Source organism: Aquisalimonas asiatica, from assembly GCF_900110585.1.
GTDB lineage: Bacteria > Pseudomonadota > Gammaproteobacteria > Nitrococcales > Aquisalimonadaceae > Aquisalimonas > Aquisalimonas asiatica.
This window is the reverse complement of record NZ_FOEG01000001.1, coordinates 469,085-489,721: the sequence shown is the minus strand read 5'-3', so window position 1 is coordinate 489,721 and position 20,637 is coordinate 469,085. Positions and strand designations below refer to the sequence as shown.

At 65.2% G+C, this 20,637-nt stretch carries 17 protein-coding genes and 1 pseudogene; 10 read left to right on the top strand and 8 right to left on the bottom strand.

The annotated features are described in order from the left end of the window. Window positions 1-51 precede the first annotated feature (51 nt). On the top strand, window positions 52-723 hold the full coding sequence (locus BMZ02_RS02325; RefSeq protein ID WP_091639583.1) for a Bax inhibitor-1/YccA family protein: 672 nt from the start codon (window positions 52-54) through the stop codon (window positions 721-723). 198 nt (window positions 724-921) lie between these two features. Here BMZ02_RS02325 and cobA read toward each other — a convergent pair. Continuing rightward, window positions 922-1,746 (bottom strand): annotated as a pseudogene (cobA, locus tag BMZ02_RS02320) (uroporphyrinogen-III C-methyltransferase); the annotation flags it as partial. A 512-nt stretch (window positions 1,747-2,258) separates the two neighbouring features. Between cobA and cysB the strand changes: the two are divergent. Beyond that, on the top strand, window positions 2,259-3,239 hold the full coding sequence (gene cysB, locus BMZ02_RS02315) for an HTH-type transcriptional regulator CysB (RefSeq protein ID WP_091639579.1): 981 nt from the start codon (window positions 2,259-2,261) through the stop codon (window positions 3,237-3,239). A gap of 24 nt (window positions 3,240-3,263) precedes the next feature. On the opposite strand, the gene serS is transcribed toward cysB, so the two are convergent. The 4 genes from serS to BMZ02_RS02295 all read right to left on the bottom strand — a co-directional run bounded on the left by serS (window position 3,264) and on the right by BMZ02_RS02295 (window position 8,978). Next, window positions 3,264-4,538 (bottom strand): serine--tRNA ligase, encoded by a 1,275-nt coding sequence (gene serS / locus BMZ02_RS02310; protein ID WP_091639577.1) that lies wholly within the window; start codon window positions 4,536-4,538, stop codon window positions 3,264-3,266. 98 nt (window positions 4,539-4,636) lie between these two features. Beyond that, a complete protein-coding gene (locus BMZ02_RS02305) occupies window positions 4,637-5,941 on the bottom strand; it encodes a replication-associated recombination protein A (protein WP_091639576.1) in 1,305 nt (434 codons plus the stop codon). A 2-nt stretch (window positions 5,942-5,943) separates the two neighbouring features. After that, on the bottom strand, window positions 5,944-6,576 hold the full coding sequence (gene lolA / locus BMZ02_RS02300) for an outer membrane lipoprotein periplasmic chaperone LolA (protein ID WP_091639574.1): 633 nt from the start codon (window positions 6,574-6,576) through the stop codon (window positions 5,944-5,946). An 80-nt stretch (window positions 6,577-6,656) separates the two neighbouring features. Further along, a complete protein-coding gene (locus tag BMZ02_RS02295; protein WP_091639573.1) occupies window positions 6,657-8,978 on the bottom strand; it encodes a DNA translocase FtsK in 2,322 nt (773 codons plus the stop codon). Between the two features lie 356 nt (window positions 8,979-9,334). Here BMZ02_RS02295 and BMZ02_RS02290 point away from each other — a divergent pair, with 356 nt between their 5' ends. From BMZ02_RS02290 to infA, 4 genes are all read left to right on the top strand, one after another. Further along, window positions 9,335-10,483: a GNAT family N-acetyltransferase gene (locus BMZ02_RS02290; RefSeq protein ID WP_091639571.1), complete on the top strand. Its 1,149-nt coding sequence runs from the start codon at window positions 9,335-9,337 to the stop codon at window positions 10,481-10,483. Window positions 10,484-10,492: 9 nt separating this feature from the next. After that, window positions 10,493-11,227 (top strand): leucyl/phenylalanyl-tRNA--protein transferase, encoded by a 735-nt coding sequence (gene aat / locus BMZ02_RS02285; protein ID WP_091639569.1) that lies wholly within the window; start codon window positions 10,493-10,495, stop codon window positions 11,225-11,227. Next, window positions 11,224-11,988: an arginyltransferase gene (locus BMZ02_RS02280; protein ID WP_091639567.1), complete on the top strand. Its 765-nt coding sequence runs from the start codon at window positions 11,224-11,226 to the stop codon at window positions 11,986-11,988. The genes aat and BMZ02_RS02280 overlap by 4 nt, the downstream gene beginning before the upstream one ends. 100 nt (window positions 11,989-12,088) lie before the next feature. Beyond that, window positions 12,089-12,307, top strand: coding sequence for a translation initiation factor IF-1 (infA, locus tag BMZ02_RS02275; RefSeq protein ID WP_091639565.1), 219 nt, complete (start codon window positions 12,089-12,091; stop codon window positions 12,305-12,307). 84 nt (window positions 12,308-12,391) lie between these two features. Here the strand turns inward: infA and clpA are convergent, their stop codons facing one another. The 3 genes from clpA to aceA all read right to left on the bottom strand — a co-directional run bounded on the left by clpA (window position 12,392) and on the right by aceA (window position 16,675). After that, entirely contained in the window at window positions 12,392-14,674 is a 2,283-nt protein-coding gene (clpA, locus tag BMZ02_RS02270) for an ATP-dependent Clp protease ATP-binding subunit ClpA (protein WP_091639563.1), read from the bottom strand. A gap of 85 nt (window positions 14,675-14,759) precedes the next feature. Further along, window positions 14,760-15,083 (bottom strand): ATP-dependent Clp protease adapter ClpS, encoded by a 324-nt coding sequence (clpS, locus tag BMZ02_RS02265; protein WP_091639562.1) that lies wholly within the window; start codon window positions 15,081-15,083, stop codon window positions 14,760-14,762. Between the two features lie 314 nt (window positions 15,084-15,397). Then, on the bottom strand, window positions 15,398-16,675 hold the full coding sequence (aceA, locus tag BMZ02_RS02260) for an isocitrate lyase (RefSeq protein WP_091639560.1): 1,278 nt from the start codon (window positions 16,673-16,675) through the stop codon (window positions 15,398-15,400). Window positions 16,676-17,175: 500 nt separating this feature from the next. Between aceA and BMZ02_RS02255 the strand changes: the two genes are divergently transcribed. The 4 genes from BMZ02_RS02255 (at window position 17,176) to hflD (ending at window position 20,525) form a co-directional block, all read left to right on the top strand. Further along, window positions 17,176-18,186, top strand: coding sequence for a LysR family transcriptional regulator (locus BMZ02_RS02255; protein ID WP_091639559.1), 1,011 nt, complete (start codon window positions 17,176-17,178; stop codon window positions 18,184-18,186). Between the two features lie 53 nt (window positions 18,187-18,239). Continuing rightward, complete coding sequence (locus BMZ02_RS02250; RefSeq protein WP_091639557.1) at window positions 18,240-18,692, top strand: NUDIX hydrolase; 453 nt, start codon at window positions 18,240-18,242, stop codon at window positions 18,690-18,692. Between the two features lie 89 nt (window positions 18,693-18,781). After that, window positions 18,782-19,915 carry a tRNA 2-thiouridine(34) synthase MnmA gene (gene mnmA, locus BMZ02_RS02245; protein ID WP_091640373.1) on the top strand — a complete coding sequence of 378 codons (1,134 nt, stop codon included), beginning with the start codon at window positions 18,782-18,784 and terminating at the stop codon, window positions 19,913-19,915. Then, on the top strand, window positions 19,896-20,525 hold the full coding sequence (gene hflD, locus BMZ02_RS02240; protein WP_091639555.1) for a high frequency lysogenization protein HflD: 630 nt from the start codon (window positions 19,896-19,898) through the stop codon (window positions 20,523-20,525). The genes mnmA and hflD overlap by 20 nt, the downstream gene beginning before the upstream one ends. Window positions 20,526-20,637: the final 112 nt, after the last annotated feature.

Sequence of the window (20,637 nt, the reverse complement as noted above, 5' to 3'; positions counted from 1 at the left end):
CGTCACACAACATGTCCGCCCAATTGGTTATATCAAGGAGGCACTAGTCCAATGACAAGCCACGAGCGTGTCGTCAGCACATCCGGTGCACGGGCGATCGAGACCAACAAGGTCATTCGCAACACATACGTCCTGCTGTCCATGACCCTGGCGTTCAGCGCCGTCATGGCGGGCGTCGCGATGGTGAGCAACGCGCCTCCGATGCCATGGTTTATCGTGCTGGCCGGGTACTTCGGCCTGCTGTTTCTGACCAACGCGCTGCGGAACAGCGGCTGGGGGCTGGCTTCGGTGTTCGCCCTCACCGGTTTCATGGGGTACACCCTCGGGCCGATCCTGAGCTTCTATCTGACGGCGGTTTCCAACGGCAGTGAAATCGTCCTCACCGCGTTCGGCGGTACGGCGGCGATCTTCATCGGCCTCTCCGTCTACGCCCTGAGCACCCGCAAGGATTTCTCCTTCATGGGCGGGTTCCTGTTCGCCGGGATTCTGGTGGCGTTTCTCGCCGGTCTGGGCGCGATGGTGTTCCAGATGCCGGGGATGATGCTGGGCGTGAGTGCCATGTTCATCCTGCTCATGTCGGCGCTGATCCTCTATCAGACCAGTGCCATGATCCATGGCGGCGAGACCAACTACATCATGGCCACCGTGGGGCTCTACATCGCCATCTACAACCTGTTCACCAGCCTGCTTCACCTGCTGATGGCGTTCAGCGGCAACGACTGACCGCACCCATCGGCAAGCAACAAAAAGCCCCGGTTCTACCGGGGCTTTTTTGTTTCCAGGGAATTCGACTGGGTTCCAGGGCCATGGTGGATGTAAACATCCACCCTACGGTGTCCCGCGACACGTGGCACAACCGCCCCCTTGCCGGCCAGTGCCAACGTAGGGTGGACCTTCAGGTCCACCATGACGCCGTGACCGTCACCGATCAGGGTTCTCCGCCCAGGCCATGGATTCGCCCGTGCCTTCAAACCAGGCCAGGCGGTCACGCAGTGCCACGACTTCGCCGATGATCAGCAGTGTCGGCGCGCGGATGCCCGATTGCGCCACCGCCTCGGGCAGCCCGTTGAGCGGCGCCGTGATGACCCGTTGTGCGACGGTGGTGCCCTGCTGCACCAGGGCCGTGGGCATGTCGGCGCGCATGCCGTGCCCGATCAGCCCGTCGCACAGATCCTGCAGACTGTGCAGCCCCATGTAGAACACCAGTGTGCGGCCGGCCCGCACCAGGCCCTGGAAATCCAGGTCCAGGGCACCCTCGCGGCGATGACCGGTGGCGAAGACACAGGACTGGGCGTAGTCCCGGTGTGTCAGCGGAATGCCGGCGTACGCCGCGCAGCCGCTTGCGGCCGTTACACCGGGCACGACCCGGAACGGCACCCCCGCCTCCATGAGGTGTTCGATTTCCTCACCGCCCCGGCCGAAGATGAACGGATCGCCGCCCTTGAGGCGGACCACGTGTTTTCCTTCCCGGGCACGGTCGAGCAACAGCTGGTTGATCTGCTCCTGCGGTACCGCGTGATTGCTGCGGCGCTTGCCAACGAAAATGCGCTCCGCAGCCGCCGGCACCTGCTCCAGCAGGGAGGCGGCAACCAGGCGATCATGGATGACCACATCGGCCTTCTGCAGGGTGCGCAGGCCCCGCAGTGTCAGCAGGTCCGGCGCACCGGGGCCGGCACCGACCAGGCTGACGAAGCCGGTAGCCGGAATCTCCTGGGTGGGCAGCGTAGTCTCAGCTGGCGCCGTGGCGCTGGCTGCAGGGGAGCCAGGTGCTCCGCCCGCAGGGAGAGCCGGCTCGGCAGTGCCGGCAGCCGGCCGGCCCGGTACCCACGTCGGCACGTTCGCCACCGCGGCGGCGTTGAGCACGGCCGCCGCATCGGAGGCGTGCTCGTCCAGAATGACCACCATGGCGCTGTTGGCGACCATGCCGTGCAGCGCCGCCTCGCTATCCGGGCGTGCCGCGGGTGCTACGCCCGGGACGGTTGCCGCTGCCCCCCACCCCCTGAACAGGGTCGTGGACAGGGCCAGCGCGTCCAGCCAGCGCTCGGCTTCCGGCGCCGCCCCGAGGACCAGCACCGGCCGTCCGCCGGTGCGCATCGTCAACGTCAGGGTGTCCGTCATCGTCGATGATTCTCCATGATCCTTCCTCTCCGTTTCCGCCGCGATGGCGACAGGCTAACGCCGTCCCGTTATTTACAAAAGCGCGGTTTTCGTTTACTCATATATGAATTGGTTATAAATGGCTGGCGACGGAGGTCACCATGAAGCTCAACCAGCTCCGCTACATCTGCGAAGTCGCCCGCCGCGATCTCAACGTTTCGGCCGCGGCGGAAGCTCTGTACACGTCGCAGCCCGGTGTCAGTAAACAGATCCGCATGCTGGAGTCGGAACTGGGCATCCAGATCTTCGAGCGCAGCGGCAAACACCTGACGCAGGTGACGCCTGCGGGTAAGGACATCCTCCAGGCGGCCCACCGCATCCTTGGTGACGTGGAGAACATCCGCTCCATTGCCGACGAGCATCTCGACGACGCCCGGGGCAGCCTGTCCATCGCCACGACCCACACCCAGGCGCGCCATGCCCTGCCCGGTGTCGTGAGCACGTTCCGGGAGCACTACCCGCGCGTCAGTCTGCACATGCACCAGGGAACGCCCATGCAGATTGCGGAGCTGGCCGCCCACGGCGGGGTGGATTTCGCCATTGCCACCGAGGCCATCGATCTGTTCGAGGACCTGGTGATGATGCCGTGCTACCGCTGGAACCGCAGTGTCATCGTGCCCGACGGCCATCCCCTGCTGGATGAGGATCCGCTCACCCTGGAGTCGCTGGCCGAGTACCCGCTGGTCACCTACGTGTTCGGTTTCACCGGGCGTTCAAAGCTCGATCAGGCCTACCGGCAGCGCGGGCTGGAACCGGAAGTGGTCTTCACGGCCACGGACTCCGAGGTGATCAAGACCTACGTGCGGCTGGGCCTGGGTGTCGGCATTGTCGCGTCCATGGCTTACGACCCGGAGCGGGACGACGGCCTGAAGGCCATCCCTGCCGGGCACCTGTTCGAGTCCAGCGTGACCAATATCGGTTTTCGGCGCGGTACCTACCTGCGCGGGTACATGTACGAATTCATCCGTCTGTTCGCCCCCCATCTGTCGCGGGAGGTGGTCGACCGCGCCATGGCGATTCGCGCCCAGGAGGACCGGGATGCGCTGTTCCGTGAGCTGGAGCCGGAGCTGGCGGAACACTGACGGCCGCCAGCTCCCCCGCTCCCGTTACGCCACCAGCCACTCCCGGCCACCGAGATAGGGGCGCAGGGCCTCCGGTATGCGGATGCGCCCATCCGCCTCCTGGTAGTTCTCCAGCAGTGCCACCAGACACCGGCCCACGGCGAGACCGGAGCCGTTCAGTGTGTGCAGGGGTTCCGGCTTGCCGGTCTCCGGGTTGCGCCAGCGTGCCTGCATGCGGCGGGCCTGGAACGCCTCGAAGTTGCTGCAGGAGGAGATCTCCCGGTAGCGCTCCTGGCCCGGCAGCCAGACTTCCAGATCGTAGGTGCGGGCGGCGGAAAAGCCCATGTCACCGCCACACAGCAGGACGACCCGGTACGGCAGCTCCAGCGCCTGCAGGATCGCTTCCGCATCGGCCGTCAACGCCTCCAGCGCCGCGTTGGAATCCTCCGGGCGCACCAGCTGCACCAGTTCCACCTTCTCGAACTGGTGCTGACGGATCATGCCGCGGGTGTCCTTGCCATGCGCGCCGGCTTCAGCGCGGAAGCACGGCGTGTGGGAGACGAACCGTAACGGCAGCTCATCCGCCTCGACGATGCTGTCGCGGTTGAGATTGGTGACCGGCACTTCGGCCGTGGGGATCAGGTAGTACGGCTGGTCACCGGAGAGCGCGAACAGGTCCTCGCCGAACTTGGGCAGCTGGCCGGTCCCCCGCAGGGCGTCCGCATTGACGATGTAGGGGACATTGACCTCCTCGTAGCCCCGCTCGGTCTGCCGGTCGAGCATGAACTGGATCAACGCCCGGTGCAGCCGCGCCATGGGGCCGCGGAGCACCACGAACCGGGACCCGGTGAGTTTGGCCGCTGTCTCGAAGTCCATGAGACCACCGCGCTCACCCAGGTCCACGTGATCCAGTGGCCGGAAATCGAATGCCCGCGGCTGACCCCAGCGCCGGATCTCGACGTTGTCGTCCTCGTCGTCCCCGACCGGGACGTCCGCCTGCGGGACATTCGGGATGTCCAGGTACAGGGCGTCCAGCTCCTCCTGCACGGACCGAAGGGCCTCCTTGGCCGCATCAAGCTGCTCGCCCAGGCTGGACACCTCGTCGAGCAGGGGCTGGATGTCCTCACCCTGCTGCTTGGCCTTGCCGATCGCTTTGGAGCGCCGGTTGCGCTCGTTCTGGAGCTCCTCGGCACGCGTCTGCAGCTCGCGGCGGCGGGTATCGAGCTGCCGGTACGCGTCCACGTCCAGGGTGTAGCCCCGGCGGGCCAGCGCCGCGGCGATCCCTTCCGGGTCATTGCGCAGTTCTCGAGGGTCGAGCATATCCGGTTGATCCTTCTGGCTCAGACTGACAGAGCGCGCATTGTACCGGCTCGGGAACGGGAAAATAAGCGCGGCCCGGGGCGGCCACGACGGTCACCCTACTTCCGGCGACGCCAGCGCGCGTTCGCGTCCTGCTGGCGAAGCCGCTGGAAGCGGTCACGGATCTTGGCTTCCAGCCCCCTGGGAAGCGGCTCGTAGAAGCGCTGTGGCGGGAGGTCGTCCGGGAAGTAGTCCTCGCCGGCGGCATAGCCGTCGGGCTCGTCATGGGCGTAGCGGTACTCTTCGCCGTAGCCGAGTTCCTTCATGAGCCGGCTAGCGGCGTTGCGCAGGTGCAGCGGCACTTCGAGCGAGCCGCTCTCCCGTGCAGCCTTCATTGCTGCATTGTACGCCGCGTAGACGGCGTTGCTCTTGGGCACGCTGGCGAGATAGGTAATGGCATGGGCAATGGCCAGTTCACCCTCGGGGCTACCCAGGCGCTCCTGGGCCTCCCAGGCGTTCAGTGCCACCTGCAGCCCGCGGGGGTCGGCATTACCAATGTCCTCCGACGCCATCCGCACCACGCGGCGGGCGATGTACAGCGGGTCGCAGCCGCCATCCAGCATGCGGCAGTACCAGTACAGTGCCGCGTTCGGGTCGGACCCCCTGACCGCCTTGTGGAGCGCCGAGATCTGGTCGTAGAACGCGTCGCCCCCCTTGTCGAAGCGGCGCAGACCGGATGCAGCCGCTTCTTCCAGCGCCGACTGGTCAATGACGCCGTGATCCGCCAGGTCCGCGGCCACTTCCAGCAGCGTCAGCCCGCGGCGGGCATCGCCATCGGCCAGCTCCACCAGCTGGCCCAGTGCCTCATCGGAGATGGTCAGTCCGCGGTCGCCAAGGCCGCGCTCCGGGTCCGCAACCGCCTGTTCCAGCAATCCGCGCAGGGCCTCCCTGGAGAGCGCGCGCAGGACATAGGTGCGCACGCGGGAGAGCAGTGCGTTGTTGAGCTCGAACGACGGGTTCTCGGTGGTGGCGCCGATGAAGATCAGGGTGCCGTCCTCCACGTAGGGGAGAAAGGCGTCCTGCTGGCTCTTGTTGAAGCGGTGGGCCTCGTCGACAAACAGGACGGTGGCCTGCCCCTGCTCGCGCAACATGCGCGCTTCGTCCACCGCCGCGCGGATGTCCTTGACGCCACTCATCACTGCGGAAATCGTGATGAACCGCGCGCCGCTCGCCTCGGCCACCAGCCGGGCCAGCGTCGTCTTGCCCGTGCCGGGCGGACCCCACAGCACCATGGAGTGCGGGTGACCGGCTTCGATACTGCGTCGCAGCGCCTTGCCCTCCCCCAGCAGATGCTCCTGGCCGAGGAACTCGCCAATGGCGCGCGGTCGCATCCGGTCAGCCAGCGGCCGAACGGGTGCATCCATGGTCACGGCCGTGACTCGCCCTGCTCGATCACGTCCATGTCGTCGTCGGGTTCGAACCGGAAGCGGTTGTCGTCCAGAGACGCATTGGTGCGGACATTGTGGAGCAACAGCTGGTTCTTCTGTCCAAGACCGTCCTCCACCACCACTTCGGCGGGCACGCCGTCGCCCATGCGCAGACGCACGCCATCCACTTCCCACTCATCATCCCGGGGATTGAGGATGACCCACCCGTCATCGGCCACCTCGATGCTGAACTGCTCCTCCAGCCCCGCGAGGTCGCCACTGAGCAACAGGGCCGGTCCGGTGCCCAGGGTGTCCTGCAGCGGGCGCACCGTGACCTGCTGGAGGTCCTTGTCGTGGATCCACAGCCGTTCGCCATCGGCGACGATCCGCTGTGCATACGGGGCTTCATAGACCCAGTCGAAGCGGTTCGGCCGCTGGATCGCCATGGTCCCCTGGCTTTCCTCGATCACCTGGCCGTCCTCGTCACGCACGATCTGTTCAAAATCACCTTCCAGGTTCTCCACCTCGCTGAAGTAGGACTCCAGGGCCGCCCGCGCATCCGCGGCAACCGCGCTGGAGAACCCCAGCATCAGGAGGGTCATGGCCTTGATCATCAGCGCCTTGCGCAGCATCGTGCATTCTCCGATTCAGGTATCAAATGTGCCGACTCCCCGCCGCAGGGTGGATCGTCAGGTCCGGCAAGGGTCCAGGCTCAGTCTTTTGGCGGCGGTGGCGCAATCACTTCACGGCCGCCGTTGGACTGCAGCGGCCCCACCACGCCACTGTTCTCCATCTCCTCCACGAGCCGCGCAGCGCGGTTGTAGCCGATCTTGAGCCGGCGCTGCACGCCGGAGATGGAAGCCCGCCGGGTTTCCGTGACGATCTGCACGGCCTGGTCGTACAGAGGATCCTGCTCACCGTCGCCACCGCCCTCGCCGGGGATGCCGGGGATTGGCGCACTGCCCGACGATTCATCGAGCACGCCGTCCACGTATTCGGGTTCACCCTGTTCCTTGAGGTGGTTGACCACGCGGTGGACGTCGTTGTCCGAGACGAACGCCCCGTGCACACGGGTTGGCATGTTGCTGCCGGTGGGCTGATAGAGCATGTCCCCATGACCCAGCAGCGCCTCAGCGCCCTGCTGGTCGAGGATGGTGCGCGAGTCCACCCGCGACGAGACCTGAAACGCCATGCGGGTGGGGATGTTCGCCTTGATCAGGCCGGTGATTACGTCCACGGACGGGCGCTGGGTCGCGAGAATCAGATGGAGGCCGGCCGCCCGCGCTTTCTGCGCCAGCCGCGCGATCAGCTCCTCCACCTTCTTGCCCACCATCATCATCATGTCGGCGAACTCGTCCACCACGACCACGATGAACGGCAATGTCTCCAGCTCCGGTGCGGCAGCCTGGGGATCCTCCTCGGGCGCTTTCCAGAGCGGATCGGTGAGCGGTTCGCCGCGCTCCCTGGCTTCCCGCACCTTGCGGTTGTAGCCCGAGATGTTGCGAACGCCCAGAGCGGCCATCAGCCGGTAGCGCCGCTCCATCTCGCCCACGCACCAGCGCAGCGCGTTCGCCGCTTCCTTCATGTCGGTGACCACCGGGGCCAGCAGATGCGGAATGCCGTCGTATATGGACAGCTCCAGCATCTTCGGGTCGACCATGATCAGCCGCACGTCCTCCGGGCGGTTCTTGTACAGCAGGCTGAGAATCATGGCGTTGACGCCCACGGACTTGCCCGAGCCGGTGGTGCCGGCCACCAGCAGGTGGGGCATCTTGGCGAGATCCACCACTACCGGTTCGCCACCGATGTCTTTGCCGAGCGCCATGGAGAGCGGCGATTGCGCCTTTTCCCACACGCGCGCCCGGACGATCTCACTGAAGGCGATGACCTGGCGCTGCTCGTTCGGGATCTCCAGACCGATCACCGACTTGCCCGGAATGACCTCCACCACGCGCACGCTGACCACCGACAGCGCCCGTGCAAGATCCTTGGCCAGGTTACTGATCTGGCTCACTTTCACGCCGGCGGCGGGCTGCGCCTCGAAGCGGGTGATGACCGGGCCGGGCTGGACGGCAACGACTTCGATCTGTACGCCAAAGTCGGCGAGCTTCATCTCCAGTTGCCGCGACATGGCCTCAAGGGCGTCGTTCGAGTATCCGGACTTCTGCTCCGGCGGCGGGTCCAGCAGTGAAACCGGCGGCAGGCCATCGGCCGTGGGGCTCGCGTTGAACAGCGGGATCTGCTTCTCCTTGCTGACCTTCTTGCCCGGTTTCGGTGCCGGCTTGATGGGCTCGATCTGCGGTGCCTTGCGCGTCTTCCGCTTTTCCTTGTCCTCAACCAGGGTATCCTTGCGCGCCCGCCGCGCCTTCCGCCCCGCCCAGGTGTCCCGCAGCACCGTAACGCCATGTCCCAGGGCAGTGGCACCGTCCATGCACAGGCGTCCCACCAGGTCCATGAGGCTCAGCCAGGACAGGCCCGTGAACAGCGTGACACTGGCGAGAAAGACCGCGAGCAGCAGAAGGGTCGCACCAAGGAAACTGAACACCGCCTCGAGTGAACCGCCGATTACGTCGCCGAGAATACCGCCGGCATGCAGTGGTACCGTGCCGGGTAACGCCTCCACATGAAGGGCGGCCAGCCCTGCCCCGGAGGCCAGGGTCAGCACGAAGCCCAGGGCGCGCAACCCGAACACGCCCCAGTGGAACTCCCCGTCCCGGCGTTGCCAGCACCACGCCAGCCATCCGGAGAAGGCAATCATGACCGGGAACAGAAACGCCAGGTAGCCGAACAGGTACAGGAACAGATCGGAGAACCAGGCGCCGGCCACACCACCCGCGTTCTCGACCGCGCTGCCGAAGCCGCTGAAGCTCCAGCCCGGGTCGTTGGGGTTGTATGTCGCCAGCGCCACGAGCAGGTAGATGGCCACGGCCAGCAACAGGAACAGCAGCGCTTCCCGCAGCCCCCGGCTGACATGGTGGCCGAGCGGTGACGGCAGCTTGCGGTCTGAACGGGAATCGGAGTCGGAGCTAGCCACGGCTGATCAGCCTATCCACAAGACGAGGAACCATCGTCGCAGGCCCCGCCTGACGGCGAATTCGCCGCGGCACGGTCACGATGGGCGCGAAGTCAACAAATAATGTCATAGATGAATAATGAGCTGCAAGTTACTATGTTTTCGGGTTTTTGCAAGATGGGCGTCGATCTACTGCCTGGCACGGCGCCGCTGGTTGCCATGGATATTAATTGTACCGGATCCAGCACTGTCTCGCTGGCTGTCCCCGAAACCCGACACCGGTTTCCGTGGTCGGGGTGACAGGCTGGCGGGGCCCGGCAACGCACCATGGCATCGAGGTCTGGCAATCGCGCCGGGAAGATGCGTACCATCGCGGCATGGACGCCGCCGTCGTCACCGATCTCACCACCATCTCCAGCGACGAATGGGATGCACTCCGGGGCACCGAGGTGCCGTTTCTCAGCCATGCGTTTCTCGCGGGCCTCGAGAGCACCGGCTGCGTCAAGGCAGACCTGGGCTGGTTGCCCCACCACCTGGTACTCCGCGACCAGGACGGGCTTGCCGCCGCGGTTCCCGGCTACCTCAAGGGGCACTCCTGGGGTGAGTTCGTGTTTGACTGGGCCTGGGCTGACGCCTACGAGCGCAACGGCCTGCCCTACTATCCCAAACTGATTCACGCCGTCCCGTTCACTCCCGCCACGGGTCCGAGGATTCTGCTACGCCCGGGGCTCGACATGGCAGACGTCGCCGCGCTGACCGTGGAGGCATCGAGCGCTATCGTGGCGGAGCGTGATCTGTCCTCCGCCCACTGGCTGTTTCCCTGTCCGGATCAGTCCGAGCTGCTGCAGGCCAGGGGATTACTGGGTCGGACCGGGTGTCAGTTCCACTGGCAGCACGACCCCGATTATCGCGACTTCCAGGATTTTCTCGACGCCCTCACCTCTCGCAGACGGAAGAGCATCCGGCGGGAGCGGCGTCAGGCGCGGGAGTCCGGTGTCGAGGTGGTGATGAAGGATGGTGGGGCCATCACCGAGGACGAGTGGCACACCTTCCACGCCCTCTACGCGCGCACCTTCCACGAACACGGCAACGTGCCGCTGCTGACGACCGCGTTCTTCGTGCACTGCGGCAGAACCCTGGGCAGACAGGTGCTCATGGTACAGGGCTGGCGTGACGGACGCATGGTCGCCGCGGCCCTGCTGTTCCGGGACGACCAGGCTCTCTACGGCCGTTACTGGGGGTGCTTCGAAGATGTCCCGGGCCTCCACTTTGAAGCCTGTTATTATCAGGGCATCGAGTACTGCATCGCCAACGGAATCCAGCGCTTCGAGCCGGGTGCGCAGGGTGAGCACAAGATCAGCCGCGGGTTTCTGCCCACGGCAACACGGTCGTACCACTGGATCGCCGACTCCCGGTTCCGTGAGGCGATCGACGACTTTCTGCGTCGCGAGACACCGATGGTTGAACGGTATATTGCGGAGATGCAAGGCCACAGCCCGTATCGGCTCGGGCGTGGGAACGAGTGAGGTTCAGGCATGCAGCGGCGGATCCACTGGCTCGACGATGCGGAGGAGACCGAATTCCCCTCGCCCCACCTCGCGCTCACCCGCCCCAACGGGCTGGTGGCCATTGGTGGCAACCTGTCCGAGCGCCGGCTGCTGGCGGCCTACCGGCGCGGTATCTTCCCGTGGTTCGAGGACGATCAGCCGGCATTGTGGTGGTCACCGGATCCGCGCGGTGTGCTGTACCCGGACTCGCTCCACGTGGGGCGCAGCCTCCGCAAGCGGCTGCGCAACAGCGGCTTTTCGGTCACGCTCGACACGGCGTTCGTGGACGTGATCACGGCCTGCGCCGCTCCCCGTGGCCTGGAGACCGGCACCTGGATTACCCAGGACATGCACGACGCCTACTGCCATCTGCACGAGCGCGGTATCGCCCACTCGGTGGAGGTCTGGCACCACATGCGCCTGGTGGGCGGGCTTTACGGCGTCTCCCTGGGGCGCGCCTTTTTCGGTGAGTCGATGTTCAGCCGCAGCCCGGACGCGTCCAAGATCGCCCTGGTCATGCTGACACGGCAGCTGCAGCGCTGGGGGTTTCACTTCCTGGACTGTCAGATCATGTCACCGCACCTGGCGACACTGGGCGCCGTGGAGCAACCGCGGGCGCGCTTCCTGGACGAGCTGGCGGATGCGCTGGAGTATCCGGATCGCCGAGGGCCCTGGGAATTCGATGATGCCGCGCCTGAACGGCAGGAACCGGACCGGTCATGACTTCCGATCACGGCTCCCGCCGCCTCTCCCTGTATGTGACCGGCGATCACGAATGCGCCTATCTGCCGGAGCGCACCGCCCGAACGGTGTTCGTGGACCCGAGCTTCCCCCTCAGGAACGGGCACTACAGCACGCTGATCCGTCAGGGCATGCGCCGTAGCGGCCGTTACATCTACCACCCGGGCTGTCCGTCGTGCGACGCGTGTCAGTCACTGCGTGTGCCAGCCAGGGAATTCCAGCCTCGACGCCGGCAGCGCCGGTGCTGGCGCCGCAATGCCGACCTGGTGTCGACGGTGCGCAGTGCGGCGTTTCATGAAGAGCACTTCGACCTCTACCGTCGTTACCTGGCGGCAAGGCATCCCGGTGGCGGCATGGACGGCCACGACGAGAATGGTTACACGGAGTTCCTGATCTGCCCCTGGGCTGAAACCCGGTTCGTGGAATTCCGACTGGATGGCCGCCTGCTCGCCGTCACGGTCATCGACCTCGTTGCTGACGGCTTTTCCGCGGTCTATACGTTCTTTGATCCGCTCGAAGCCCGTCGCGGCCTTGGTAGTTATGCGATTTTGTGGCAAATTGACGCGGCTCGTCGGTACGGCCTTCATTACGTGTATCTCGGGTACTGGATCGCTGAGTGCGACAAGATGCGCTACAAGGCGGACTATCAGCCCTGCGAGGTCTATCGAAACGGCGCATGGGAACGCCTGACCCAGCCGGAGAGCCGGTCAGCGCACGGCGAATCATCCGACTCACACACGTAACGGCCGATCCGGGCTATGCGTGGCCTGCCGTCCTCCTGGCGGCCCACCGCAGCCGGCGGACCGACGCACGATTAACGTTGATCACGAGGTGCAGAACTGCATGGCGAAAGACGACCATATCAAGATGCAGGGAAAGGTCATTGAAACCCTGCCGAACACGATGTTCCGCGTGGAGCTGGAAAACGGCCACGTGGTGACTGCCCACATCTCGGGCAAGATGCGCAAGCACTACATCCGCATTCTCACGGGCGATACCGTGACTGTGGAGCTGACGCCCTATGATCTGAACAAGGGGCGCATCACCTACCGCGCGCGCTGAGGGCACACTCCGCGCTGCCGCAGGGGTGACAGCGGCATCATTCGACGGGACGAGATTGCGGTATCGTCCCGTCGAATGCCGCGATCACTCCGTAACCGCTTCCTCTCCCCCGGCAAACTCGAAGGCGAGTTCATCGTCATCCTTGGCGCGGATGATGATCTCTCCGCCGTTCGAGAGGCGGCCGAACAGCAGTTCTTCGGCCAGTTGCTTGCGGATCTTCTCCTGGATGAGCCGGCCCATGGGGCGTGCCCCCATCTGCGGATCGTAACCCCGCTCCGCCAGCCAGTCCCGGGCGGTCTCGTCGACCCGGAGGGTGACGTTCTTCTCCGCCAGCTGGACCGCCAGCTCGTCCACGAACTTGTCCACCACCCGGCGGATGGTGACGCTATCCAGTGGTCCGAACTGGATAATGCCGTCGAGACGGTTGCGGAACTCGGGCGTGAACGCCTTGCGTACCTTCTCCAGCCCGTCCGACGAGTGATCCTGCGGCGTGAACCCGATGGACCGCCGGCTCATCTCCTCGGCTCCTGCGTTCGTGGTCATGACCAGGATCACGTTGCGGAAGTCCGCGTGGCGGCCGTTGTTGTCCGTCAGCGTCCCGTGATCCATCACCTGCAGCAGCAGGTTGAAGACATCCGGGTGGGCTTTCTCGATCTCGTCGAGCAGCAGCACCGAGTACGGATGCTTGATGACCTCCTCGGTGAGCAGGCCGCCCTGGTCATACCCGACGTAGCCCGGGGGCGCACCGATCAGGCGCGAGACCGTGTGCCGTTCCATGTACTCGGACATGTCGAAGCGGATCAGCTCCACACCCATCAGCTTCGCCAGCTGTCGCGTCACCTCGGTCTTGCCGACGCCGGTCGGCCCGGCGAACAGGAACGACCCGGTGGGCTTCTCGGGCGCAGCCAGCCCGGCACGGGACATCTTGATGGTCGATGCCAGCGTCGTGATGGCCTCGTCCTGGCCGTAGATCAGCTCCTTGAGGTCGGCCTCCAGCGTCTCCAGCACCTTCATGTCGGAGTTGGAGACCCGCTTTGGCGGAATCCGCGCCATGCTGGAGACCACCTGCTCGATGTCCAGAACACCGATGCTCTTCTTCTGCTTGGACGGCGGCATCAGCCGCAGCCGCGCCCCGGCCTCGTCGATGACGTCGATGGCCTTGTCCGGCAGCCGGCGATCCGTGATGTGCTTGCTGGACAGCTCCGCGGCCGAGCGCAGGGCCTTGTCGGTGTACTTGACGCCGTGGTGCTCCTCGAACCGGGTCTTGAGCCCACGCAGAATCCGGAAGGTATCCTCTACGGTCGGCTCGGGCACATCGATCTTCTGGAAGCGCCGCGCCAGGGCGCGGTCCTTCTCGAAGATGCCCCGGTATTCCTGGTACGTGGTGGAGCCGATGCACTTCAGCTCACCGCTCGCCAGCATGGGCTTGAGCAGGTTGCTGGCATCCATGACCCCGCCCGACGCCGAGCCGGCACCGATAATGGTGTGGATCTCGTCGATGAACAGCACCGCGCCGTCGGTCTTCTCGAGTTGCTTGAGCAGCCCCTTCAGGCGTTTCTCGAAGTCGCCGCGGTACTTGGTGCCGGCCACCAGTGCGCCCATGTCCAGGGAGTAGATCGTGCTCTTCTTGAGCACGTCCGGCACCTGGCCGTCGACGATGAGCTTCGCCAGCCCCTCGGCAATGGCGGTCTTGCCGACGCCGGCCTCGCCGACGAACAGCGGGTTGTTCTTGCGCCGACGGCACAGCACCTGGACGGTGCGCTCGATTTCCTGGCGGCGCCCGATCAGGGGGTCGACCCGGCCGCGGCGGGCCTTCTCGTTGAGATTGGTGGCAAAGCTCTCCAGCGGCGACTTGCTGCCGGAGTCCACCGCCGCGTCCTCTTCCACCTCGGCGCTCGACGAGGCGTCATTGCTGCTGGACTCCTGGTCGCCCGAGACCTTCGAAATGCCGTGGGAGACATAGTTCACGACGTCCAGCCGGGTGATGCTCTGCTTGTGCAGGAAGTACACCGACTGGGATTCCTGCTCGCTGAAGATGGCCACCAGGACATTGGCGCCGGTCACCTCCTTGATGCCGGCCGACTGCACGTGAAGGATCGCGCGCTGGAGCACCCGCTGGAACCCGAGCGTGGGCTGGGTTTCACGGGAGTCATTGGGCGGCAGCAGCGGCGTGGTCTCGTCGAGAAACGCCTCCAGATCCTTCTTCAGATCGTCCAGATTAGCGCCGCACGCCCGCAACACGTTGACCGCCGTGGGGTTGTCGGTCAGCGCCAGCAGCAGGTGCTCGACGGTGAGGAACTCATGCCGTTTTTCCCGCGCTTCCTTGAACGCGAGATTCAACGTGAACTCAAGTTCTTTGCTCAGCATGCGTGCTCACCTCTCAATAGCATCAATCAGGTTAGCGCCCTCTCCGGGTGGACTGGCGCCGGGCGCGGGGAGTTCCCCGCCAGGGTCACGCTTCCTCCATAGTACACATCAACGGATGACTGTGTTCGCGGGCGTAGTCGTTGACCTGCTCGACTTTCGTCTCGGCGACGTCGCGGCTGTATACCCCGCAGATCCCGCTGCCCTTCGTGTGGACCTGAAGCATCACCTGCGTGGCCTGCGAACGGTCCATGGAGAAGAACGTCTCCAGCACATCGACAACGAACTCCATCGGTGTGTAGTCATCGTTGAGCAGCAGCACCCGGAACAGCGGCGGACGCTTCAGGCTTGGCTTGGCCTCCTGGACGGAGACCCCGTCATCACCCTGTTGGTCACGACGTTCGTCACTCATGGCGTTTCCATCTCTCAGATCGTTGCAAAGGGTTGGTTGATACCACCCATTTTAAGAGAGGCCGACGCCGCTTCCAATCCGGGACAATCGGTCGGGCAGCCACGGCGTGGTACGCGACCGGTGCAAGCGCGGGATTGCGGTGGCCTTCCGGCCGCCACCCCCCGTTCACGGAGGAACTGCCCTGCATACACAGAATGTGCGGCCACGGCGCAGCGAAATCAAGCGAAGCCGTGCACAAAAAAGCCCGGCCACATCAGTGACCGGGCTGTGACGGCTGTCCCGCCGGCAGCGGGACATGTCCGGCAATGGCAGTCCTAGAACTGCTCTTCCTCGGTGGACCCCTTCATGGCGGTCACGGAGGATTCACCACCCTGGATGGTGTTGGTGACGTTGTCGAAGTAGCCGGCACCCACTTCGCGCTGGTGGCGCGTCGCGGTGTAGCCGTCCTTCTCGCTGGCGAACTCGGCCTGCTGCAGCTCCGAGTAGGCGCTCATCTGCCGCTCCTTGTAGCCCTTGGCCAGGGTGAACATGGAGTAGTTCAGGGCGTGGAAGCCGGCCAGGGTGATGAACTGGAACTTGTAGCCCATGGCGCCCAGCTCGCGCTGGTACTTCGCGATGGTGGCATCGTCCAGGTTCTTCGCCCAGTTGAAGGACGGCGAGCAGTTGTAGGCCAGCATCTGGTCCGGGTGCTCCTTGCGGATGGCTTCGGCGTAGCGCTTGGCGAAGTCCAGGTCCGGCGTGCCGGTCTCGCACCAGATGAGGTCGGCGTAGGGCGCGTAGGCCAGGCCGCGGGCGATGGCCTGCTCTTCACCGGCCTTGACGCGGTAGAAGCCTTCGGAGGTGCGCTCACCGGTGATGAACGGCATGTCCCGCTCGTCGGCATCGTTGGTCAGCAGATCCGCCGCCAGGGAGTCCGTACGGGCCACCAGGATGGTCGGCACGTCCATGGTGTCGGCCGCCAGGCGAGCGGCGATCAGCTTCTGCACCGCTTCCTGGGTCGGCACCAGCACCTTGCCGCCCATGTGGCCGCACTTCTTCACCGCCGCGAGCTGGTCCTCGAAGTGCACGCCGGCGGCACCCGCCTTGATCATGCCCTTCATCAGCTCGAACGCGTTCAGCACGCCACCGAAACCGGCTTCCGCGTCGGCCACGATCGGCGCCATCCAGTCGACGCTGTCGTCACCTTCCGCGTGGTTGATCTCGTCGGCACGCAGCAGCGCGTTGTTGATGCGCTCGACCACATTCGGCACGGAGTCCACCGGGTACAGGGACTGGTCCGGGTACATGGTGTTGCCCTGGTTGGCGTCCGCGGCAACCTGCCAGCCGGAGAGATAGATCGCCTTGAGGCCGGCCTTGACCTGCTGCATCGCCTGGTTGCCGCTCATGGCGCCCAGCGCGTTGACGTAGGGCATCTCGTGCATGCGCTGCCAGAGCGTCTCGGCGCCGCGACGTGCCAGGCTGTACTCCACCTTCACCGTGCCGCTGAGGCGAACCACTTCCTCGGCCGTGTAACCGCGCTCAACGCCCTTCCAGCGCGGGTTCTCCGCCCATTCCTTCTTGAGTTCCGCGATCTTTGCCTGATCGTTGCTCATCGAACTGCCTCCCGAATCCGGGCGATCATTCGCCCCTGATATTGAAAACGGTGAACCGGCCCTGCGCCGGAGCCCGTGGGCTCGGCGCGGGCGCTACAGCCCACTGGTGAATCGCATTGCGAGCCGCCTTACTGAAGGGCCCTCTTGAGGCCGGCGATCAGGGCATCTGACAAGGCTCACGACGCGGACGGGTGGCACATGCCCCCCGCCGCCGGCGGAGTGAACCGGGTGCGTTACCCCCCGGGACCGACTCCGCTGCAGTCTGCGAAGCGGCGCACTCCGGGTTCAAAGCCCGCCGCTCACGCAAATTCTTTCCAGTATCTCACCGCTTCCTGCGGATGCTGGCGTCACCAACACGATCAATACCGCAGATCGAGTTGTGAATTTCACGCCTAAGACTCTTTCCTGAGCGGGCGCATTGTATTGCGGCGGCGCATCATTTGACAACGCCTTCCCGTCAATCTTGAATATTGGCAAACCCAATACTTCCGAGAATCCCCATGAGCGACCCGTCCGGACGTCTGTATTACAAGAACAACCGGGTCAAACAGCTCCGGGCATTCTGTTACACGGCGCAGACGGGCAGCATCTCGCGGGCCGCCGAGCGGCTGTTCCTCAGCCAACCCTCCGTGTCACTACAGATCCAGGCCCTTGAGCGCGAGCTGGAGATTACGCTGTTCGAGCGCCGCGGGCCCAAGATAACACTCACCCCTGACGGCAAGGCGCTCTACGAACTGGCGCTGCCCCTGGTTGACGGGATCGATGCCCTCCCCGCGCGCTTCGCCGAGCGGTATCAGACGCTCCAGAGCGGCAGGCTGGACATTGCGGCCGGCGAATCGAGCACCCTGTACCTGATACCGGATCTGTTGAAGAACTACATGGACCGGTACCCCGACAGCCCGGTAAAGCTGCACAACCTGGTCAGCGCCGACATGCTATCAGCCCTGCGCAACGACGAGGTGGACTTTGCCATCGGCTCCATGCTGGATCTGCCCGATGATGTGGCCTACCGCGCCGTGTACTCGTTCGATACATCGCTGATTCTGCCCTTCGGCCACCACCTTGCCGGCAAGGAGCGGATCGAGCTGGACGACCTGGCCAGCGAGGAGCTGATCCTGCCGCCGAAGCACCTGACCACCTGGCGGTTGGTCAACCTCGTGCTCCAGCAGCACAACATCCCCTACGAAGTGCGCCTGGAAGTCGGCGGCTGGGAAATCATGAAGGCTTACGTGGAACGGGGCTTCGGGATCGGCATTGCCAGCAACATCTGCATCACCGGCCGCGAGGATCTCGTGGTCAAGCCCCTGCCCAGCGTGTTCCCCCGCCGAACCTACGGGGTCATGTGGCGCCGTGGTCGCTTCCTGTCTCCGCAGGCCAAACGCTTCATCGAGCTGATGCAGCCCGGCTTCTTCGACGACCCGGGTGCCAGTCCGCAGGCCGAGCCGCGGGGCGACAACCGTGTGTTCGTGCCCTCCGGGAGCCCAGCGGCGAAACCGCAGTCCAGCTCCTGACGCCAGATGGCCACGCTTGCCGCACGCGCGCCGTGCAGCTAGGCTCTGCCTCCATGGTCTGGAAGCCTCATGTCACCGTCGCCGCCATCGCTCACCATGCGGGTGAGTTCCTGCTCGTGGAGGAGTATGCCGGCGGCCAGCTCGTGCTCAATCAACCCGCCGGCCACCTGGAGCCGGGTGAGAGTCTCGCCGACGCGGTGATTCGCGAGACCCGCGAGGAATCGGCCTGGGATTTCCGCCCGCAAGCCATCGTCGGCGTGTATCGCTGGTTCAGTGCCCGGCGGAACGAGACGTTCCTGCGCGTGTGTTTCTGTGGCGAGGTCTGGAACCACCAACCCGACCAGCCATTGGACGATGGCATCCAGCGCGCGTTGTGGGTGGACCCGGAGACACTCCGGGCGTCGCCCGGACGCCTGCGCAGCCCCCTGGTCATGCGCGGCATCGACGACTTTCAGGCGGGGTGCCGCTATCCGCTGGATCTCTTCCAGGACGTGATCGCGGACTGAGGCAGGCAGTCGCCGTTTGGGAACCGCACCCCCGGCGGTGTATGCTTCGCCGCAACACGGTTCAGGCCCCCGGGAACTCGCGCGCCATCATGTCCACCGCTCGTACTCCAACCGTCATTGTCGGTCTCTCCGGCGGCGTCGATTCTTCGGTCGCCGCGCTCCGGCTCGTCGAGCAGGGATACCGTGTCCAGGGGCTGTTCATGCGCAACTGGGAAGACGACGACACGGACACGGTGTGCACCGCCGAGGAGGACCTGGCCGATGTCAGGCAGGTCTGCCAGGAACTGGACATCCCCCTGCACCAGGTCAACTTCGCCGACCGGTACCGCCAGCAGGTCTTCGATGATTGCCTGCGCGAGTTCGAAGCCGGCAGAACACCCAACCCGGACGTACTGTGCAACCGGGAAATCAAGTTCCGTGCCTTCCTCGATCACGCCATGCGCCTGGGTGCCGACTACGTGGCCACCGGCCATTACACACGTATTGGCCGCGACCCGGACACTGGCCGCGCAACCCTGCTGCGCGGCCTCGACCACGGCAAGGACCAGAGCTATTTCCTGTACATGGTCGGCCACGAGGCGCTGGAGCGCACCCTCTTCCCCGTGGGCGAGCTGGAGAAGCCCGAGGTGCGTCGCATTGCCGAAGACGCCGGCTTCGACAACTTCGAGAAGAAGGACAGCACCGGCATCTGCTTCATCGGCGAGCGGGATTTCCGCGGCTTTCTGTCGCGCTACATCGCCAGTACGCCCGGTCCCATCGTGGATACGGACGGGAACCGGATCGGTGAGCACCAGGGGCTGAGCTTCTACACCCTGGGACAGCGCCAGGGGCTCGGTATCGGTGGCCGTGCGGGTGCGGGCGGCCAGCCCTGGTACGTGGTGGACAAGGATATCCCCGGCAATGCGCTGGTGGTCGCTCAGGGCGGCAACCACCCGGCGCTGTTCTCGCCCGGCCTGACGGCGACGGATCTGCACTGGGTTGCCGGTGCTCCCCCCGGTGGTGCCCCGGTGCGCTGTACCGCGAAAATCCGCTACCGGCAACCGGACCAGGATTGCACCGTCACCTTCCACGGCGACGCTGCCCACGTTGTCTTCGACACGCCCCAGAGAGCCGTGACTCCCGGGCAGTCCATCGTATTCTACCGGGGTGACGAGTGCCTCGGGGGCGGCATCATCGATCAACGCTTGACCACGGGAGAAGTCGATGCAGCAGTCCATGCGTGACCAGACCCTGGCGCTCGCCGCCCTGTTCCAGGCGCTCAGCGAAGTCCGCCGGATCGCTCGCACGGGACAGGCGAACACGGAGGAGGTCGAGACCTGCGTGAACGGGCTGCTCAATCCGTTCGACGGCGACATCGGCGCCGCCTATGGCGGCGAAGTGCGCCTGCTGCCGGGGCTTCACCGGCTCCGCGACCAGCTCTCCGACCCCCAGGACCAGGAATTGACCCGCTACGCCATCGTGCTGATGCATCTGGAGCGCAAGCTCATGCGTCAGCGGGCCATGCTGAGCCAGCTGGCGGATGGCATTGAACAGGCGAGCCGCCAGGCGGAGCACTTCCATCGCACCCACGAGAACGTCATCGGCCGTCTGGCGGATCTCTACGGCAGCACCATCAGCACGCTGAAACCCAAGGTCATGGTTCAGGGCGAGCGGCAGTGGCTGGAAGACCCGCGTAATAGCAACCAGGTGCGGGCCCTGCTTCTGGCCGGGATTCGCGCGACCACATTCTGGCGCACCGCCGGCGGCAGCCGGCTGCGCCTGGTTTTTCGCCGCAACCACCTGCTCCAGGCAAGCGAGCAGCTGGCGCGGGAACTCGCGGCCGGGCCCGCGTGACGAGCACGTCCCGGACAGTCCGGGACCGCAAACGGTGCCGCATTCGTGTATGATATCGGCGCCACAACGAAAGCCGAAAACCAGGGCGGTCCCAGCGCCCGTGTCCCGCCGC

What these genes read in the sequence shown, in the direction of transcription:
- BMZ02_RS02325 (WP_091639583.1), top strand. Translation starts at nt 52, where the DNA reads ATGACAAGCCACGAGCGTGTCGTCAGCACATCCGGTGCACGGGCGATC.
- cysB (WP_091639579.1), top strand. Translation starts at nt 2,259, where the DNA reads ATGAAGCTCAACCAGCTCCGCTACATCTGCGAAGTCGCCCGCCGCGAT.
- serS (WP_091639577.1), bottom strand. Translation starts at nt 4,538, where the DNA reads ATGCTCGACCCTCGAGAACTGCGCAATGACCCGGAAGGGATCGCCGCG.
- BMZ02_RS02305 (WP_091639576.1), bottom strand. Translation starts at nt 5,941, where the DNA reads ATGGATGCACCCGTTCGGCCGCTGGCTGACCGGATGCGACCGCGCGCC.
- lolA (WP_091639574.1), bottom strand. Translation starts at nt 6,576, where the DNA reads ATGCTGCGCAAGGCGCTGATGATCAAGGCCATGACCCTCCTGATGCTG.
- BMZ02_RS02290 (WP_091639571.1), top strand. Translation starts at nt 9,335, where the DNA reads ATGGACGCCGCCGTCGTCACCGATCTCACCACCATCTCCAGCGACGAA.
- aat (WP_091639569.1), top strand. Translation starts at nt 10,493, where the DNA reads ATGCAGCGGCGGATCCACTGGCTCGACGATGCGGAGGAGACCGAATTC.
- BMZ02_RS02280 (WP_091639567.1), top strand. Translation starts at nt 11,224, where the DNA reads ATGACTTCCGATCACGGCTCCCGCCGCCTCTCCCTGTATGTGACCGGC.
- infA (WP_091639565.1), top strand. Translation starts at nt 12,089, where the DNA reads ATGGCGAAAGACGACCATATCAAGATGCAGGGAAAGGTCATTGAAACC.
- clpA (WP_091639563.1), bottom strand. Translation starts at nt 14,674, where the DNA reads ATGCTGAGCAAAGAACTTGAGTTCACGTTGAATCTCGCGTTCAAGGAA.
- clpS (WP_091639562.1), bottom strand. Translation starts at nt 15,083, where the DNA reads ATGAGTGACGAACGTCGTGACCAACAGGGTGATGACGGGGTCTCCGTC.
- aceA (WP_091639560.1), bottom strand. Translation starts at nt 16,675, where the DNA reads ATGAGCAACGATCAGGCAAAGATCGCGGAACTCAAGAAGGAATGGGCG.
- BMZ02_RS02255 (WP_091639559.1), top strand. Translation starts at nt 17,176, where the DNA reads ATGAGCGACCCGTCCGGACGTCTGTATTACAAGAACAACCGGGTCAAA.
- BMZ02_RS02250 (WP_091639557.1), top strand. Translation starts at nt 18,240, where the DNA reads ATGGTCTGGAAGCCTCATGTCACCGTCGCCGCCATCGCTCACCATGCG.
- mnmA (WP_091640373.1), top strand. Translation starts at nt 18,782, where the DNA reads ATGTCCACCGCTCGTACTCCAACCGTCATTGTCGGTCTCTCCGGCGGC.
- hflD (WP_091639555.1), top strand. Translation starts at nt 19,896, where the DNA reads ATGCAGCAGTCCATGCGTGACCAGACCCTGGCGCTCGCCGCCCTGTTC.